The organism is Vreelandella sp. L-25 (assembly GCF_056857535.1).
On the sequence record NZ_JBSXNH010000054.1, the window covers coordinates 1 to 15,814 of the forward strand.

Annotated in this window: 17 protein-coding genes and 1 pseudogene; 9 read left to right on the forward strand and 9 right to left on the reverse strand. The window is 60.2% G+C overall.

Annotation, left to right across the window (positions count from 1 at the left end; translation table 11 throughout):
- Positions 1-211 precede the first annotated feature (211 nt).
- Genes AC13CN_RS06000 through AC13CN_RS06020 form a run of 5 tightly spaced genes read right to left on the reverse strand, consistent with a single transcriptional unit; the run spans position 212 to position 2,366 of the window.
- On the reverse strand, positions 212-364 hold the full coding sequence (locus tag AC13CN_RS06000; protein WP_253026881.1) for a hypothetical protein: 153 nt from the start codon (positions 362-364) through the stop codon (positions 212-214).
- 40 nt (positions 365-404) lie between these two features.
- Complete coding sequence (locus AC13CN_RS06005; protein WP_253026883.1) at positions 405-704, reverse strand: hypothetical protein; 300 nt, start codon at positions 702-704, stop codon at positions 405-407.
- A complete protein-coding gene (locus AC13CN_RS06010; protein WP_253026885.1) occupies positions 695-1,192 on the reverse strand; it encodes a hypothetical protein in 498 nt (165 codons plus the stop codon). Before AC13CN_RS06010 ends, AC13CN_RS06005 begins: the two co-directional genes overlap by 10 nt.
- A complete protein-coding gene (locus AC13CN_RS06015; protein ID WP_253026887.1) occupies positions 1,189-2,118 on the reverse strand; it encodes a site-specific integrase in 930 nt (309 codons plus the stop codon). The genes AC13CN_RS06010 and AC13CN_RS06015 overlap by 4 nt, the downstream gene beginning before the upstream one ends.
- Positions 2,118-2,366: a hypothetical protein gene (locus AC13CN_RS06020; protein ID WP_253026889.1), complete on the reverse strand. Its 249-nt coding sequence runs from the start codon at positions 2,364-2,366 to the stop codon at positions 2,118-2,120. The genes AC13CN_RS06015 and AC13CN_RS06020 overlap by 1 nt, the downstream gene beginning before the upstream one ends.
- A 1,474-nt stretch (positions 2,367-3,840) precedes the next feature.
- On the opposite strand from AC13CN_RS06020, the gene AC13CN_RS06025 reads away from it, so the two are divergent.
- The gene (locus tag AC13CN_RS06025; RefSeq protein ID WP_253026891.1) at positions 3,841-5,463 is read left to right on the forward strand and encodes an amidase; all 1,623 of its coding nucleotides are present in this window, start codon (positions 3,841-3,843) and stop codon (positions 5,461-5,463) included.
- 461 nt (positions 5,464-5,924) lie between these two features.
- Positions 5,925-6,128, forward strand: a pseudogene (locus tag AC13CN_RS06030) (DUF4160 domain-containing protein); the annotation flags it as partial.
- Positions 6,129-6,161: 33 nt separating this feature from the next.
- On the opposite strand, the gene AC13CN_RS06035 reads toward AC13CN_RS06030, so the two are convergent.
- Together AC13CN_RS06035 and AC13CN_RS06040 are read right to left on the reverse strand one after the other, a co-directional pair.
- A complete protein-coding gene (locus AC13CN_RS06035) occupies positions 6,162-6,485 on the reverse strand; it encodes a type II toxin-antitoxin system PemK/MazF family toxin (RefSeq protein ID WP_253026867.1) in 324 nt (107 codons plus the stop codon).
- On the reverse strand, positions 6,482-6,712 hold the full coding sequence (locus tag AC13CN_RS06040) for an antitoxin MazE family protein (protein WP_290443896.1): 231 nt from the start codon (positions 6,710-6,712) through the stop codon (positions 6,482-6,484). Before AC13CN_RS06040 ends, AC13CN_RS06035 begins: the two co-directional genes overlap by 4 nt.
- Positions 6,713-6,891: 179 nt before the next feature.
- On the opposite strand from AC13CN_RS06040, the gene AC13CN_RS06045 reads away from it, so the two are divergent.
- Positions 6,892-7,479: a recombinase family protein gene (locus tag AC13CN_RS06045; RefSeq protein ID WP_222568465.1), complete on the forward strand. Its 588-nt coding sequence runs from the start codon at positions 6,892-6,894 to the stop codon at positions 7,477-7,479.
- 118 nt (positions 7,480-7,597) lie between these two features.
- Here AC13CN_RS06045 and AC13CN_RS06050 read toward each other — a convergent pair whose 3' ends face one another.
- Positions 7,598-10,105 carry an EAL domain-containing protein gene (locus tag AC13CN_RS06050; protein WP_253026871.1) on the reverse strand — a complete coding sequence of 836 codons (2,508 nt, stop codon included), beginning with the start codon at positions 10,103-10,105 and terminating at the stop codon, positions 7,598-7,600.
- Positions 10,106-10,587: 482 nt separating this feature from the next.
- On the opposite strand from AC13CN_RS06050, the gene AC13CN_RS06055 reads away from it, so the two are divergent.
- From AC13CN_RS06055 to AC13CN_RS06080, 6 genes are all read left to right on the forward strand, one after another.
- On the forward strand, positions 10,588-11,265 hold the full coding sequence (locus AC13CN_RS06055; RefSeq protein ID WP_483053085.1) for a recombinase family protein: 678 nt from the start codon (positions 10,588-10,590) through the stop codon (positions 11,263-11,265).
- Positions 11,266-11,426: 161 nt separating this feature from the next.
- On the forward strand, positions 11,427-12,068 hold the full coding sequence (locus tag AC13CN_RS06060) for an AAA family ATPase (RefSeq protein ID WP_483053086.1): 642 nt from the start codon (positions 11,427-11,429) through the stop codon (positions 12,066-12,068).
- A 39-nt stretch (positions 12,069-12,107) separates the two neighbouring features.
- Positions 12,108-12,353, forward strand: a complete 246-nt coding sequence (locus AC13CN_RS06065) for a ribbon-helix-helix domain-containing protein (RefSeq protein WP_483053087.1) — start codon at positions 12,108-12,110, stop codon at positions 12,351-12,353.
- A gap of 13 nt (positions 12,354-12,366) precedes the next feature.
- Positions 12,367-13,350 (forward strand): replication initiator protein A, encoded by a 984-nt coding sequence (locus tag AC13CN_RS06070; RefSeq protein ID WP_483053088.1) that lies wholly within the window; start codon positions 12,367-12,369, stop codon positions 13,348-13,350.
- Positions 13,351-13,967: 617 nt separating this feature from the next.
- The gene (relB, locus tag AC13CN_RS06075; RefSeq protein ID WP_045995258.1) at positions 13,968-14,192 is read left to right on the forward strand and encodes a type II toxin-antitoxin system RelB family antitoxin; all 225 of its coding nucleotides are present in this window, start codon (positions 13,968-13,970) and stop codon (positions 14,190-14,192) included.
- Positions 14,176-14,442 (forward strand): type II toxin-antitoxin system RelE family toxin, encoded by a 267-nt coding sequence (locus AC13CN_RS06080; RefSeq protein WP_045995257.1) that lies wholly within the window; start codon positions 14,176-14,178, stop codon positions 14,440-14,442. Before relB ends, AC13CN_RS06080 begins: the two co-directional genes overlap by 17 nt.
- A gap of 31 nt (positions 14,443-14,473) precedes the next feature.
- Here the strand turns inward: AC13CN_RS06080 and AC13CN_RS06085 are convergent, their stop codons facing one another.
- Positions 14,474-15,403, reverse strand: coding sequence for a DNA-binding protein (locus AC13CN_RS06085; RefSeq protein ID WP_483053089.1), 930 nt, complete (start codon positions 15,401-15,403; stop codon positions 14,474-14,476).
- Positions 15,404-15,814: the final 411 nt, after the last annotated feature.

Sequence of the window (15,814 nt, forward strand, 5' to 3'; positions counted from 1 at the left end):
CTCACGACGAACACCCTTGCTGTTCAGCTAACGGTTCCCGCTATCAGGGTCCGTAGGGGACTTTCACCCCCAAGTCATCCGACCAACCACCACGGCGGACCGGATAGCGCCTAATTGGCGCTGCGCGCCATGCCTGGCGCACCACGAGAAACCCCGCCGTAGCGGGGTTTGCGGGTCGGCGAGATCGCCTGATGGGGAGGGGAGGTCGGCGTCAGGGCGTCGGCTGGCCCGGGACGTCCTCCTCGCGAGCCAGGTGCCGCTGGCGGGTCTGGTGGGCGTTGCGCTCGATCTGCACGTAGGTGAACAGGCACACGCCGGCCATGAGCATGGCGAAGGCCACGATCATCCAGCTGAAGGCGGTCATGGGGCGTCTCCCTCCTGGTTTCCCTCTGGGGCTGTCTTGGTCAGGCGAAACCGCCTGCCTCTACGTGTTCAAGGAACCGCAGCACGTCGTCCCCGCGACCATGAGCGACCAGGGCCGCGGCTGTCCAGTTGCCGAGCGCAGCAATCGGGTGACTCTGGTACCACGCTTTGGCGGCACGCCGCGACCCCGCCCACGGCTCGATTTTGTCGAGGATGAGCCGGGCCTGTTCCCGCTTGTCGCGGCGGCGAGCCCAAGCAAACCCTCCGCCGAATAGCAGCAGGGCGGCAAACAGGATGCCCAGAGGGAGGGCGATAGCTAGTATGTCCGGTGTCATTGCCATACGGGCTCTCCGACATCGATGCCGCTGTCCGCGCGGTCACGGGAACGATTGATAAGTGCGTTCTGCACACGGAAAAAGACGTCTTCCAGCTCGTCGGGCTCGAGTGTGTCAAGTAGTTCCTGCAAGCGTGCCTGCTTGGTTTGTGCTTGTGTCTGCTTCTTTTGCCAGCGCGCCAGGGTTTGCTCGGCGTTGCGCTTCTTGCGATGCGCTATGCGCGCCTCTTCCTCCGCGCGCTCAGCACGCTGTTCGGCCGCGTCAGCACGGGCTTGCCGCTGTTGTTGAGACGCTTGCTCTTTTTTCCAAGCTTGGATGAGTTGCTGTAGCTGCTGTTCGGCGGTGGCCAGCCGAAACTGTGTGTCCCGTAGGGTTTGTTCTGCCTCACACTGAGCCCGCTCGGCCTGCTCAGCGCGCTTTTCAGCGGCATCTGCGCGAGCCTCACTGGCGGTGAGGCGCTCTTGGGTGGCTGAAGAGGTGAAGAGCTTCTTCATCGCAGGTACACCAGGGTGATATCAGGACGAAAATGGCCGAGCTCTTGTGAGACAGCCAACAACGCTTCGTCACGGTCGAGGCCGTGCTCCTGGAGCTCAGCCATGCGTTGTTGCGCATACGTGTGGCGTAGTCCGTGTGCGCCGGCGCTCCAACCAACGGCCCGTTGCGAGGCGCGGGTAAAAGAGGAGCTGAAGGCGTTGCCGCCGGCGATAGCGTAGTGGCTGTGGTAGTGGATGCCGCGGTCGTTAACGAAACGAGGGGTGTCGAGCCGGAGAGATGCTAGGCGATCGGCGAGAGGCTCTGGAATCTTGATTTCGCGGCATAGCCCGCCCTTGCCGATCACGGTGTAGCTGACACCAGAGCGTCCGGCGAACTTGTGCTCGCTGATCGTCTTAGTGGGGCGTTGGTCGGGCGGCTGCTCCGCCAGGGGGCGTAGCGTCAGGAGTTCGTGAGCACGTAGTCCGCAACGGTAGGCGAGTTCGCTGGCCAAGGCATTATGAGAAGTCTGGTGAGAGAGGACTTTCGTGACCTGGATGTCAGTGTAGTGGCGGCTCTGTGACATCGTGACTGCTTCGGTTCTTACGATCGGCAGGCTAGAAGTCTTATCCAGTTCGCCAGTGTGCCGAAGCATTGCCTCCAAAGCTTGGCGGTCCATGTTGAGCGTGCTCTGAGAGATGAACTTGCCGTCGACAGATGTTTCTGATCGATAGTGGAGATAAGCGATGGCTTGCTCTTTTGTCATCGAGCGCAGGTCGCGAGGGAGGTCGATCGATTTGTCGTGACGATGCTCGCGGATGAAGTCTGCGGCGACAGTCAATCGCTGTTCGAAGTTGCTGACAGTGCCGACAGATTCCAGGCCATCATTACCCTGGATTTCTTTGATAAGTTTGCCGGCCTGGGTTTTACCTTTGGCAAAGCTGACCATTAGACGTCTACTCGCTCGTAAATTCCGCGCTTCTCGAGCCAGCGGCTGATGGTGCTGTGTGCAACGTTGATGCGTTGTTCTTTTAACCAGCGCTGAAGGTCCACGACACGAGCGCCGGCAGCGTGCAGCGTCAGCAGGTCATCCTCGAAACGGTCGAGGCGAGAGCGGCGAGAGTAGGGACGCCGACGGTTTTCTGCCGCGTCTGCCTTTAAGCGAGCGACGGTGGCTGCCGCATGCTGTTCGTCCACGGGTCTATCCTATATCGTGCGTCGTTAGAACAATGAGGGCGATTCCCCATCGACACCTGTGCCGGTGCCGTTGGCCCCGTTTCGTTTTTGCGTGTTGTCGGGTCGGACTCGTCGCGTAGCTGAGATCTCGGATCTGCAACCACGCGGCAGCTGCCGCTGCCTACCCGAGCCGCTTGGCGGCTCTCACGTTGGCATCCTCTCGATGCCCAATCATCTCGCGCCTCTCGCGCGGCTATCGTCTCAGCCGATTCGGCATCCACAGCTGACGCGGCTGGGCACCCCCGTGGGGCTCATCTCTCGATGACGTCAGTGCTTCAACGGATGTTGCCTGTTGGCAACAGGCCTGAGGCCTTGCGCTCCTCCGTCCGTGCGCTGGGGCTCCACAAAGGGAACACTGTCACGATAGCACAGGGAGGGACTGGATTGCAAAATTTGCGTTTGTGCGTGAAATTTGTGAAATCCTTGTAGCGTCGGCTATGTAGCACGACGAAGGAGTGCAACATAGCCGACGCGGACGCGGCGGAGCAGTCGGAGGGGCCCGAAGGGCCGCGAGGACTGCCAGGCGCGCCGGAGGCGCGAGCGACGCGCGGAGCGTCGCCGTGTGCGCAGCACACTGTGCCCCGAAAGGGGCACCGGGGGAGCCTCAGGCGAGCCCGTTGGCTGTCGCAACGCGACAGCGACCAACACTGGCCAGCACCGTGCCGCCAGGCACGAGCGGCGCGAAGCGTCGCCGGTCGAGCCACAGCGAGACCGCACGGGAGGGGCAACTTTGTCACGGTGTGACAGGAAAGCCGTAGGAAGAACGGGGAAGGGGATGGCAGTCGAGCGTTAGGTTATGTCATAACGCGACGAAAGGTAGCGGCAATGTCCACTATAGTGGACATAAGGGAAAGCCATGTCTGGCAAAACGGCGACAGAAACTACCTAGCTGCTTTCTCCGGTTTTCTCGGAGAAAAGCCGTCTCGGCAGCATCGGGGTCTCAGCGGTACGCTTACCTAGTTGAATCGGTGACAGAAACTACCTAGCTGCCTCCACCGGTTTTCTCGGAGAAAAGCAATCCTGGTAGCTGATGGCAGTATAAGTGCCATTTCATTGGCAGGCGGGACTCTGATGGCAGCAGGTTGCCATCAAGCGATGCTCCCTATGGCAGTAGAGTGCCATTTCATCAGCAGGCGGGACCCTGATGGCAGCAGGTTGCCATCAAGCGATGCTCCCTATGGCAGTAGGGTGCCATTTCATCAGCAGGCGGGACCCTGATGGCAGCAGGTTGCCATCAAGCGATGCTCCCTATGGCAGTAGGGTGCCATTTCATCAGCAGGCTGCCATCAGAGGAAGCCTCATGAGACACGATAAGTGCCATAATCTTGATTTTGCAGGCAGGTTGCAGTCCAGTGACTACCTCTCTTGGCTTGGCATAAATATTGCATTTTAATTTCTTGCTAATTAAAAGTCATCAGCTAGAGAGAGAACAACTGTGCAATATACCCGCCCCACCGCCATTGCAAGCGGACTGCTCACCCTGATGCTGGCTGGCACGGCATTATCCGATGAGGTTGATGTCAGAGAGCTGACCATCGGCGATATCCAGGAGGGCTTTGACGATGGCCGCTGGAGTGCCGAAGAGCTAACCGCCGCCTCCCTGGCACGGATCGAGCAGTATGAACCTTATTACAACTCTTTTACCTTCATGAATCCCGACGCTCTGGAGCAGGCACGCGCTATCGACGAACGCCGTGCAGCAGGCGAAGAACTTGGCCCGTTGGCTGGTGTTCCTGTCGTCGTCAAGGAAGCGATGGATTTTGCCGGTCTGCCTTCCACCGCTGGCTGGTCGGAGCTCTCCAGTGCCACGGGCGGCGTTGATCTTATTCCCGAGCACCACGCTCCCGTTGTGGCTCGCCTGATCGATGCTGGTGCCATCGTGCTCGGCAAAACCAATATTCCGGCCTTCAGCAGCGACGGTACCCGAGCCAATAGCAGTTGGGATGGCCCAACCTATAATGCGGTTGATCGCGACATAGCCCCGGGAGCTAGCTCCAGTGGTACAGCGACTGCCGTTGCAGCCAGCTTTGCCGTAGCTGGCCTGGCCGAAGAGACCGGCGGCTCGATCCAGAACCCCGCCTCGGCGCAAAGCCTGGTGTCGGTCAAACCGACCTTTGGCCTGGTTCCCAATGCCGGGGTCACGCCATTGGCAGGCTCGACCCGTGACGTGGTCGGTCCCCATGCCCGCAATGTCACCGATGCCGCTCTGCTGCTCGATGTCCTGGCCGGGTACACCTCCGAAGATCCCAAGACCGTAGCCGCTATCGGCCACCTTCCCGCAGGAGGCTATACGTCAATGCTCGATGATGGTGCACTGGAGGGCGCGCGAGTTGGCCTCTATGGGCCAGGTTGGCGCGACGAGCCTCTATCAGAAGAAGCTACTGAACTGTATGCCAATGCTGTAGAAGAACTGGAGTCCCTAAATGCCACCGTTATCGAGGATCCGTTTGCCGGTAGCGATTTCGCCGCCCTGGCCAAAGCCGAAGGCGGTTACGATGGCCGGGGAACCGAGTCGATGCCTTACGACCTGGAGCTTTATCTGCAACGCATGGGGGACTCGGCAGCCGCCAACTCGGTTGCCGAACTGCTTGAGCTGGTAGACAGCGACCCGCTAGCCGAAGATGGCCCGCTGGGTGATTACAACAGCATGCCGGTGTTTGCCGCCGCCCGCCAGGACCCAACCGTCGCCCCGGACCTTTCCGAATTTGCCCAGCTACGCGCCGACTACCTGCTCGCCTTCAATAGCGTCATGCAAGACAACGAACTGGATCTGCTGGTATTCCCGCAAATGAGCCAGGCGCTGCCAGAGGTTTATGGCGAAGACGCTTACCCGGCAACAACCGTCTCGGAAATCAATATCTCCGGGCTGCCCGGGGTTACCGTCCCCGCCGGACAATTTTCCAGCGGCTCGCCATTCGGGCTGATATTCGTCGGCCCGATGTGGAGCGAGGCCGAACTGCTCGGTTATGCCTACGCTTTCGAGCAAGCCACCCACCAGCGTATCGTCCCCGAGCTGGTCGAGGAGGAATATCCGATACCGGATACCAACAGCCAGTAATCTACACACGCAAAAAAGCCGCCCCGAAGGGCTAATGCCAGTCAGTTAAGCCTGACTGGCTTTTTCCTTATCGTATATTTTTGTGGTCGTGCCCAAACCGCATACGGGTGCGACCTTTCTCGTCTATCGGGTAGCAAGAACGAAGGCGCCATCTCCAGCATCGATCTCACCACTTCGGAAATACGGTCAGGCGATACCGCCGACAACATCGATAACTCTTTGATAATAAAATGGGCAGCCTAGTTAAAGATCAATTTACTTTGGTAAATGCTGTCCAAACTGTAGACCATTCGAGCCATCTGAAAGCGTATCAAGTTGTAGGTGAGCAACGTACCCATAATTTCTGGCGAACCATGTCCGGCGTACTGGCAATCCGATCTGTCGTCAACTCCATTTGGCGAACCTGGGGATAGCTCGCCCATGGTGATGCCAAGGTCCAAAATGGCCAGACGCAAGCCTCCTTGCTAACCACTTGCCCCTCTCATGCACTGCCGAGCGTTGCCTCTAGTCACGAGCCTGGCGAACCGCCCCATATGCACGTCGACTACGGCAGCGCGAGCGCCAAGATATGGCTACACGACGCCGCTATTGCCAACAACATAGGGTTTTCGGCAAAAGAACTCGGTAAGATCCAACGCATGGTGCGAGAGCACCAAGAGATGCTACAGGAGGCATGGGGCAGCGATGGTGAGCCTCGCTCACGCGAAGCCCAGAAAGACGGCCAGCGCTCTGTTGACGGCGACCATGGTGCTGTCATCGAGGTGGCCGAAGGCCTCTCCCACCCTCTCTCGCTTCACCGTCATGGGCTTGTCCACCATGATCTGGGAGCGTCGCTGCAGGCCATTCTCGGTGGTGGGCTCCACATCGAGGCGGATCAGTGGGGCATCGACCCGGGTGCTGGAGAGCAACAGCACCGTCACACTGCCGGTGCCGGCAAACTGATCCGACTGGATGATGAGGGCGGGACGCGGCTTCCCGAAGTCACCCGACAGGGCAATGGTCACCAGGTCGCCACGCCTCATGCGTCATACTCGTCGTCCAGGTCCAGGAGGGCGGCATCCATGAAGTCCTGCAGTTCCTGATCCCCGGCGTCGGCGGCCGCGACGGCAGCGCACTGGCGGCGGGCCTCTTCAGCGAAGCCGGGTTGGCGAGTATCCGGTACCCAGATCTGGATCGGGCGCAGGCCGGCCGCACGCAAGGCGGCACGGTGCCTCTTCACCCGGTTGTTCACGTTGTCGGTTGCTACCATGGCGAATCCTCCGTCCGTTTCATGTAACAGGGTAGCGCTCCCTTCCGTTACATGCAACGAAGGGTGTCCAGAAAACGATCATTAGACGGCCAAGTCGGGCATTGTCCGAGAATTGGCTTGTTCGATAAGTTTTCGGACAATAAGATAGCCGGACGGATAAACGGACAAAAGGGCGGTCCATGGCACTGATCGGCTATGCGCGGGTCTCGACGGCGGAGCAGGACTCCGCCTTGCAGACCGATGCGCTTCACAAGGCAGGGTGCGAGCGAATCTTCGATGACACCGTCTCTGGGGCCAAGGCGGAACGCCCCGGCCTGACGGCGGCCCTGGAGTTCCTACGCGACGGGGATGTGCTGGTCGTGTGGCGACTGGATCGCCTGGGACGCTCGCTGCCGCATCTGATCGAGGTCGTCAGCACCTTGGAGGCGCGTGGTGTCGGCTTCCGGTCACTGACCGAAGCCATCGACACCACCACCCCCGGTGGGCGGCTGATCTTCCACGTGTTCGGCGCCCTGGGTCAGTTCGAGCGTGACCTGATCCGCGATCGCACCAAGGCGGGGCTGGCTGCTGCCGCCGCCCGTGGGCGTAAAGGGGGGCGCAAGCCCGTCGTCACCGACGACAAGCTGAGGAGGGCAAGGGAACACCTGGCCAATGGGTTGAATGTCCGCGAGGCCGCCGCCCGGATCAAGGTCAGCAAGACGGCTCTCTATGCCGCCTTGAAGGCCAGCCAGTCCGATGTCTCAGGCCGCAGTGCAACCGTCTCCTGACACGCCGTGCGGTCGCCGCCGGCCACCTGGAGCGTCGGGTAGGCCGGCACATGGCCGTTTTAAGCGAATTGGCGATCGTGAAGGCGGGCTTTGCCCCGACTCTCGGTGACTTCTAGCTCTACTGGTGAGCTGGAAGGCGGGGTACGGAGGTCAGCATGGCATGGAACTCCTCGGAGGGCACCGGCCGTCCAAACAGATACCCCTGGTAGATGTGGCACCCAAGATCCTTGAGTGTCGAGCGCTGCACCTCCGTTTCGACCCCCTCTGCGACCACCGACATCTCCAGGCTCTTGGCGAGGGTGATAATGGTTGCGGCGATAGGCGTCGAGTGGGCGTCTCGGCTGAGATCGCGGACGAATGCGACGTCTATTTTGAGCGTATCCAGAGGAAGTGACTTGAGGTAGGCCATGGAGGAGTAACCCGTACCAAAATCATCCAGCGCGAAGTGGATACCGATACGTCGCAGCTGGGTCATTTTCTCGATGGTACCCTGCGGGTCGTTGAGCAGCAGCGATTCGGTGAGTTCGAGGGTTAGGCACGCTGGCTCGACATCATGGCGGTGGACCGCGGCTAATACTTGATCCACGAAGTCTGGTTGCTGGAACTGACGCACGCTAACGTTGATCGACAGCTTGAGGGCGTACAGTTCGGGTCTTTTTCGCCATCCCCCCAGTATTCGACATCCTTCCTGTAGGACCCAGTCGCCCAGCGGTAGGATAAGGCCACACTCTTCAGCCAGTGGGATGAAGTGCCCGGGAGATACCTGACCACGCGTCGGATGCTCCCAGCGGACCAGGGCTTCAGCGCCGACCACCTGGTGCAGGGCGTCTACCTGGGGTTGCAGGTGAAGACGGAGCTCATCGTTGGCAATGCCCAGTTGCAGCTCGCGTTCGAGCGTTAGGCGATCCTCCAACTCCTTCTCCAACGTGGGACAGAATAGCCTCGGTGAACCACTGCGCTCGCGTTTCGCTTCCAGGAGGGCCAGACCCGTGCGTTTGAGTAGCCGTTTGGTACCCGCCCTTTGCTGCGGTGAGAAGACCAACATCCCGATGTTGAGGCGGCATGGGTAGGTATGACCGTGAAGACGGTAGTCTGCGCTGAGAGAGGCCGTGACCCGGTCGATGAAGCGCTGTGCTTCACCCTCAGCAGAGGTCCGGTCCGAAGTGGAAAGCGGGGTCAGTAGGGCGAACTCATTGCCGTCGAGGCGCGCCACGAACAGGTTATCGTCGACCCAGCCTCGCAGGCGCCTCGCGAGCTGGCGGAGCAGCTCGTCTCCGGCATCCTGACCCAGGCTGTCGTTGAGGAACTTGAAGCGATCGATGTCTAGCAGTGCCAGTAAGGCAAGCGGCGCTTCATCGCTGGCATACGTCTCGAAATCCTCAAGATGCTCCTGCAGTGACCGTCGGTTGGGGAGTTCGGTTAGGGAGTCATGGTAAGCCAGGTAGCGAATGCGTTGCTGTGCCTGCTGCTCAGCAGAGCGATCACTGATCAGGGCGACGTAGTCGCATTCGGCAGTGTCGACATAGCAAACGCGGCTGACGCTGAGCCATGCGGAAAAGTACCTTCCCCCACGGTGCTGAGCCTCGATCATGCCGGTCCACTCACCGCTCTCCTCCAAGGCTCGGCTGATGCGGTGATTCAGTGCCTGGCTATCATCGACATACGACAGCTCCCAAACCGACCGTCCTATGGACTCGTCGGCGTCCCACCCCAGTAGCTTCTCGAACGCCTTGTTGCAGAGCCGAATCCGGGCGCTGTCATCGAAAAGCACGATCCCGTCTCTGATGGCAGAGATGACCTCAAGCAGCCGCGCCCGGGTCATGTGCTGCTGATGTTCGCTGGTAAGCACGCGGCGTTCAACGCGGGTGGCGATGAGCGTCAGCAACGCCATCATCAAGGCGCCTGCGATGATCAGATAAATCAGCCAGTATGAGTGCGTATCCACTGGCGACATCGAAGAGGCGTTGGAGTCGGGCACGAACCAGGCCGCTTGCATGGCAACGTAGTGCATGCCGCTGATGGCAAGTGATACGCATAGCGCCGAGATCAAGGCGCAGCGCCGGGCGCGCTGCCTTCCCCACTCCTGGCGGCACAGGCGGTAGGCATAGACGCTGATGATACCAAGGCCAAGGGCGACACCCAGCGAGACCAGGAACAGTCCCAGGGAGTGGTAGAGCACTGCGGGCATGCTCATGGCCGCCATGCCCATGTAATGCATCAAGCCGGTGCCAACGCCCAGGCCGACGCCGGCCAGAAGCGAGCTGCGATGAGGCAGTTGTTGGCTGGATGCCACCAGCATGACCCCCAGGCTACCCAGTACGGCGGGAACCATGGACAGCATGGTGAGCAAGGGCGCGTGAGAGACTGCAAAATCCAGCTGGTAGGCATGCATGCCGGTGAAGTGCATGCTCCATACCCCAAACCCCATGACGCTGGCACCCGTCATCAGCCAGATCCAGCGTGAGCTGATGCGCTTCGCCGTACCTATCAGCTTGATGATATCGAGGCCGGTGTAGGCCGCGATCAACGCGATCAGCCAAGAAACGACCACCAGGGGGATGTGGTGCTTGCCCTGGATGGCATCCAGAGCGTGTGGGTCGAACACGAGGTGGGTCAGTAGTGTCATGGAAGGACTATCGGCAGCGACGTCAGGTTATTGAACATCGCGTTGGTGACTTTGTGGCCGACTAACATGCCATGTGATCGCTTTCTGAAGATGACAGTAGGGGCCGCTGAACACGCATCATCTCACAACTGTTGTATCGGCGAGACACTATGTACCTTTAGTCGTACAGGCTGATGACACGGCCGCCCCACGGTTGGCGAATCAGTGTTGAAGTATGCATGATGGCAACTGCCTGTGTCTCTCCCGCCTTCCTGGCGTAGGCATCGGCGTATCGCCCCTGGCTAAAGGGGCGTCCTTGAGCTGCGTACGCCTCCCCCCTGGTGCCTGCCCGGCAGCAGGGGGGCTTTTCACTGGGGCTCCCCCCCTCCCTGCTTCTGACGTGGCCAATAAGCCGTAAGCCTGGTCCTGCATCAGCATCCAGTAGATGATGTAAAGAAAACCAAGGTTTGTTTTCGTATAGGTCGCCATGGAGAGGAGGACGCATGATCATCGGCTACGCACGGGTCAGCACACAGGACCAGAATCCCCAGTTGCAGCGTGACGCGCTTCAGCAGGCCGGCTGCGAGCAGGTATTTGAGGAACGTATCACCGGTACCAAGCGGGAACGTCCCGAGTTGCAGGCCTGCCTGAGGACACTGCGCGACGGCGACACCCTGGTGGTGTGGAAGCTCGACCGTTTGGCCCGCTCGCTCAAGGATCTGGTGGAGCTGATCCACGAACTGAACGAGCGTGGAGTGGGTTTCCGATCGCTGACCGAGGCGATCGATACCACCAGTGCCGGGGGCAAGCTGGTGTTCCACATCTTCGGCGCCCTGGCGGAGTTCGAGCACAGCCTGATCCGCGAACGCACCTTGGCGGGCCTGGCCGCGGCGCGTGCCCGCGGTCGTAAGGGAGGTCGCCGTCCTGTCATGTCGGCCGCAGACGTGCGCAAGGCGGCGGCGATGCTGGTCGACCCAGAGATCACCAAGACCGAAGTGGCCAAGCACTTCGGGGTCAGTCGGGTGACGCTGAATGCCTCCCTGGAGCGCGAAGGGCTAGCTAAGGCCGTGAACCACCCCCAGCTCGAGCAGCTACTGGCCCAATGCGACCCCCACGCTCCCGAGTTGGAAGGGCTACGAGCCTGGCTAGAGGCGCCGGCTGTGGGGCGCGAAGAACTGTAGGGGGCGGATAGGCAGCTTAGCGTCACCTCTACCCCTATCTATTCCTGAAGACCTACAGAGATCCAGCCCTTGGGCATGATGCTCTGGCACAGAAAAGAATTGACAAATCGGCTTTATAGGACGTATTTTTGATACGTTTTTAATATTAAAAAAGGTGCTTTATGATCATCACTGTAGGCAACACGAAGGGAGGGGTTGGTAAGACTACTCTTGCCGTGAGCCTGGCGATTTCCCGAGCCTTATCTGGGCGCGACGTTTGGCTGATCGATGGCGATCGGCAAGGCACAGCACAGACCGCTATCAGCATTCGTGCAGAGAGTGGGGGCAGCCCGGGTATTGCTTGTGCAACATATCCGGATGGCCCGACTCTGCGAAGCCAGGTACAGCAGCAGGTGGCCAAATTCGATGATGTCATCATTGATGCAGGTGGTCGTGATTCCACGGCTCTACGAGCTGCTTTGGTGTTGAGTGATGTGTTGTTGGTGCCCTTCGCCCCTCGCTCATATGACGTGTGGGCGTTAGAGGATATGGCGTCTTTGGTAGATGAAGCTCGTAGCGTCAGAGATGGATTACGGTCTGTCGCTGTACTGAACCTCGCTGATCCCGGCAGTAACTCAATGGACAATGCTGAAGCAGCAGAGGCGGTTGCCGAGATACCACAGTTCGAGTATTTGGCAACACCGATACGGAGGCGTAAAGCGTTTGCCAACGCGACAGGAGCGGGGCTGTCCGTGCAAGAAATTAAGCCGGTAGACAGGAAGGCAGTAGCTGAGTTGGATGCACTTGTTAAAGCCCTTTTTTAATATTAAAATGATATTCTTTTTATATAAAAGGTAGTGTTTATGGCTATTACAAAGCCGAAGACAAAGCCCTCACAGACAGCGGAGTCTTTCATCTCTGGTGCGCCGGACTCGGAGACCAAGCCGAAGGGGGTGAAAAAAGGCAATAAGCGACAGATCAGCCTTACGATCACACCCTCACTGTTGGAGAGGGTAGACGAGCTAGCCGCAGAACTAGGCCAGTCCCGTGCCGCGATCATCAATATGGCAATTTACCGTGCTGTTGAGCATGGCCTCATCAAAGAGTGATCGGGGGCAGGGCATGAGCGAGGATCGCCAGAAATTCATCGAGGACAACGCCAGAGCTGGGGAAACCTGGGCAGAAGCTTCCGCACGTCTCTTTCCAGCCCCTGGCAAGGGCTCGAAACGCACCCGCTCCACACTGGCTCCCGAGCGTCATGTCCAGCACGATTTCTTCATTGCAGACATGCTGGAGGCGAGCCCCAAGGACGACCTCGGGAGCATGGAGCATCCGTTGTTCGCTTTGAAGTCGGGCGATACACGAAGGCGTACCTACGCGCGCAATGGCATCACTGTAACTGTGATGCCAGGTCAAGCTGGCTGTGCAACGATTCATGATAAGGACGTGTGGATCTACTGCATCAGCCAACTTGTAGAGGCGATGAACAGAGGCCGCGAGGATGTGGGGCCGGTTGTACGCTTTACGGCCTATGATTTTCTCGTGACAACCAACCGCGACACCAGTGGGCGAGCCTACCAGCGCATGGGAGACGCGCTTTCGAGGTTACGTAGTACCACTATCGAAACCAACATCGAGGTGGACGGATACCGCGAGCGGCGTGGTTTTGGTCTGGTTGACTCGTGGCGCGTCATCGAGCGTGGCCCAGGTGATCGGATGGTCGCTGTTGAGGTGCGTCTCCCTGAATGGTTGTGGCGTTCAGTTCAGGCTTTTCAGGTGTTGACCATAAGCCGAGACTACTTTCGGCTACGCAAGCCGCTAGATAGGCGGATTTACGAGCTTGCCCGCAAGCACTGTGGCCAGCAGTCACGGTGGCGTGTAGGTCTCAAGGCCCTCCATGAGAAGAGTGGCAGCTCAGACACGCTGCGCAACTTCCGAGCGGCAATCAAAGTGTTGGTCAAAGCCAATGAGCTGCCTGACTACCGAGTAAAATTTGACCAAGAGACCGATGTGGTGACGTTCTATGCCCGCGCTGGCAAGGGCAGCAAAGCTCAGATGGAGGATCTCGTTGCGGAGCTAGCCAAACCGCCAGAATGCGCCCAATAGTGCAGGAGAAAGCACGATATTAAAAGCACGTGCTTTCACCTGCACTATGGACGTGAATAGGCACGTGCTTTCACCTGCAGTCACAGGCTGTGAATAGGCACGTGCTTTTACCTGCACCAGGCTGTGAATAGCCACGTGCTTTTACCTGCGCCAGGCCTGTGGACAGGCACGTGCTTTTACCTGCACCCACTTCGTGCCTTTACCTGCAGATATGCAATCTAACCATTTGTTTTATAAGTTTTTTCCAGAACCGTAACGCGCGCGCGTCTTTAACTAAGATCTAAAAGATCTTTAACGCGCTACGCGCTCGCCTACCCTCCGCTCGTTCCTCGCTCCGCCCCCGCTTCGCGGGCCTGAACGATGACGCGCCAAAGGCGCGGCTGACGGGCGCTCTCGAGCCGCTTCGCGGCTGCGCGCCCTGGACGGCGCAGCCTGGCCGCTAAAGTGCCAACCCTCACTGGGCCGAACCCCAGCCTTGTGCGGGAACAGGGCGCTTCGCGCCTGGGTTTAGCAGGAAGGAGGTCGATCCACGCTCAGGCGGTGTTGCAACGATCCGTGGCGCCGCCCAGGCTGAATGCTATACTTGTATAGCGCCCACCCTGCCGGAGGAGAGTTTGATGCTCGCTCTACGACTGCCCACCGAGATCGAGGAGCGTCTGGAGGCCCTGGCCAAGGCCACCGGCCGCACCAAGAGTTTCTACGCCCGCGAGGCGATCCTCGAGCACCTGGATGACCTCGAAGACATCTACCTAGCCGAGAAGACCCTGGAGCAGGTCCGCCGCGGCGAGATGACGACCCACAGCCTGGACGACGTGGAGCGTGAGCTTGGCCTGGCGGATTGAACTCACCGACGAAGCGGTCAAGCAGCTCAAGAAGATCGGTCATGCCGACGCCAAGCGCATTCGGGACTACCTGCGCGGTCGCCTCCAGCCGCTGGAGGACCCCCGGCAGCTGGGCAAGCCGCTGACGGGCCAGCTCAGTGAGCTGTGGCGCTACCGCGTGGGTGACTACCGCCTCATCGCCAGCATCGAGGACGCGGAGATCCGCATCCTGGTGGTACGCATTGCCCACCGCAGCAAGGTCTATCGCTGACGCTTACCGCGGTGACGCTCCAGGGCCTGCGTTATTCCCCCAATGGCAGCTGGCCCTGATCCTCCTCCCGATTTTTCGCCTGGCGGCTCTCCAGCGCCTCCATACGGGCCGCTAGGGCCTCACCCTGTACCTCGGCCTTGGTCTGACCCTTTTCGGCCTCCTGGGCGCGTTTCTGGGCGTCCTGGAGCTGCTTTTCCATGGCGGCTAGGCGCTCGCGGTACTCGTCTCGCTGTTCGGCCAGGGCCTGCTTGTGGGCCTGGGCATCCTCGCGGCGCGCCTGGCGTTCGGCGTCCAGCGCCCTGGCCCGCTCCTCGGCTTGGTCCCGTGCGGCCTCGGTGCGGGTCTCGGCCACGGCCAGGGCACGCTCAGCCTCGATGCGGGCCTGATCGGCTTGCTTGGCCTCACGCTGTGCCGCGATGCGCGCCTCCCGCTCCTCGTCGCGTTGCTCCTCGAGGGTGGTCACCCGGTTGCGGGCCTCGGCCAGCTGCTGCCGGGCGTCGTCGCGCTGGGCTTCTAGCTCCTTCACCCGCTCGCGGAACTCGGCCACGGCGCTGCGTGCCTCGTCGCGCTCGCCGGTGACACGATCGCGCTCGCTCTCCAGGGCCTCGACCCGGCCACTCAGCTCCTCGACCAGCTCTTCCAGCTGCTCGCCGGTGGCGGCCAGTTCGTCGGCGGTGTGTTGCGCCTCCAGGGCGTTCTCCTCGGCCTCGGCGCGGGCCGCGGCGGCCTGGCGTTCCAGCTCCTCGGCCAGCGCGGCGGTCAGCTCGTCCGGCAGACGGGCGGCGCGGCGCTCGGCCGGCGCCTGAGTGGCCCGCCACGCCTTGAGGTGGCGATGGATGGTGTTGGGCGACCCCGTGCCCAGCTGCTCGCGGACCCGCTGGATGCTGGGCTTCTCGCCCTGCCCCACCAGGGCGTCGGCGACGGTGGCGACCTGCTCGTAGGTGATTCCGCTGCGTGCCATATCGTATCCCTCTTGGCTTTGTCGTATAATGTATTCCATATTATATGTTATACAGTACAAAATACAATACAAAATACGGATATGATACGAAATATCCCGGCAGCGGGGCGTGGCGCCGGTGGCCAGGATCGAGTAGGAGGGGGAGTCGCCTCCCCCGTCCTCTCACACCACCGGGCAAACGGATCCGCACCACGGCGGGTCCTGTCCCCCATTATCGGGCTGAGCTTCGTTCCGCTGTATTCGCTCGCCTGTGTGCTCTGCGCGCTTCGTCAGTCTTTGGGCTTCCGGCCCGCCATACAGTTATCGAGAGCCCTCCGGGGAGGCTTCTGCTCGTACACATCAGAGAGTGGTCAACTATCCACTCGTGACAGGTTCAGCCCTTCAGCTCTTGGTTAGAGAGCCTAATATGGC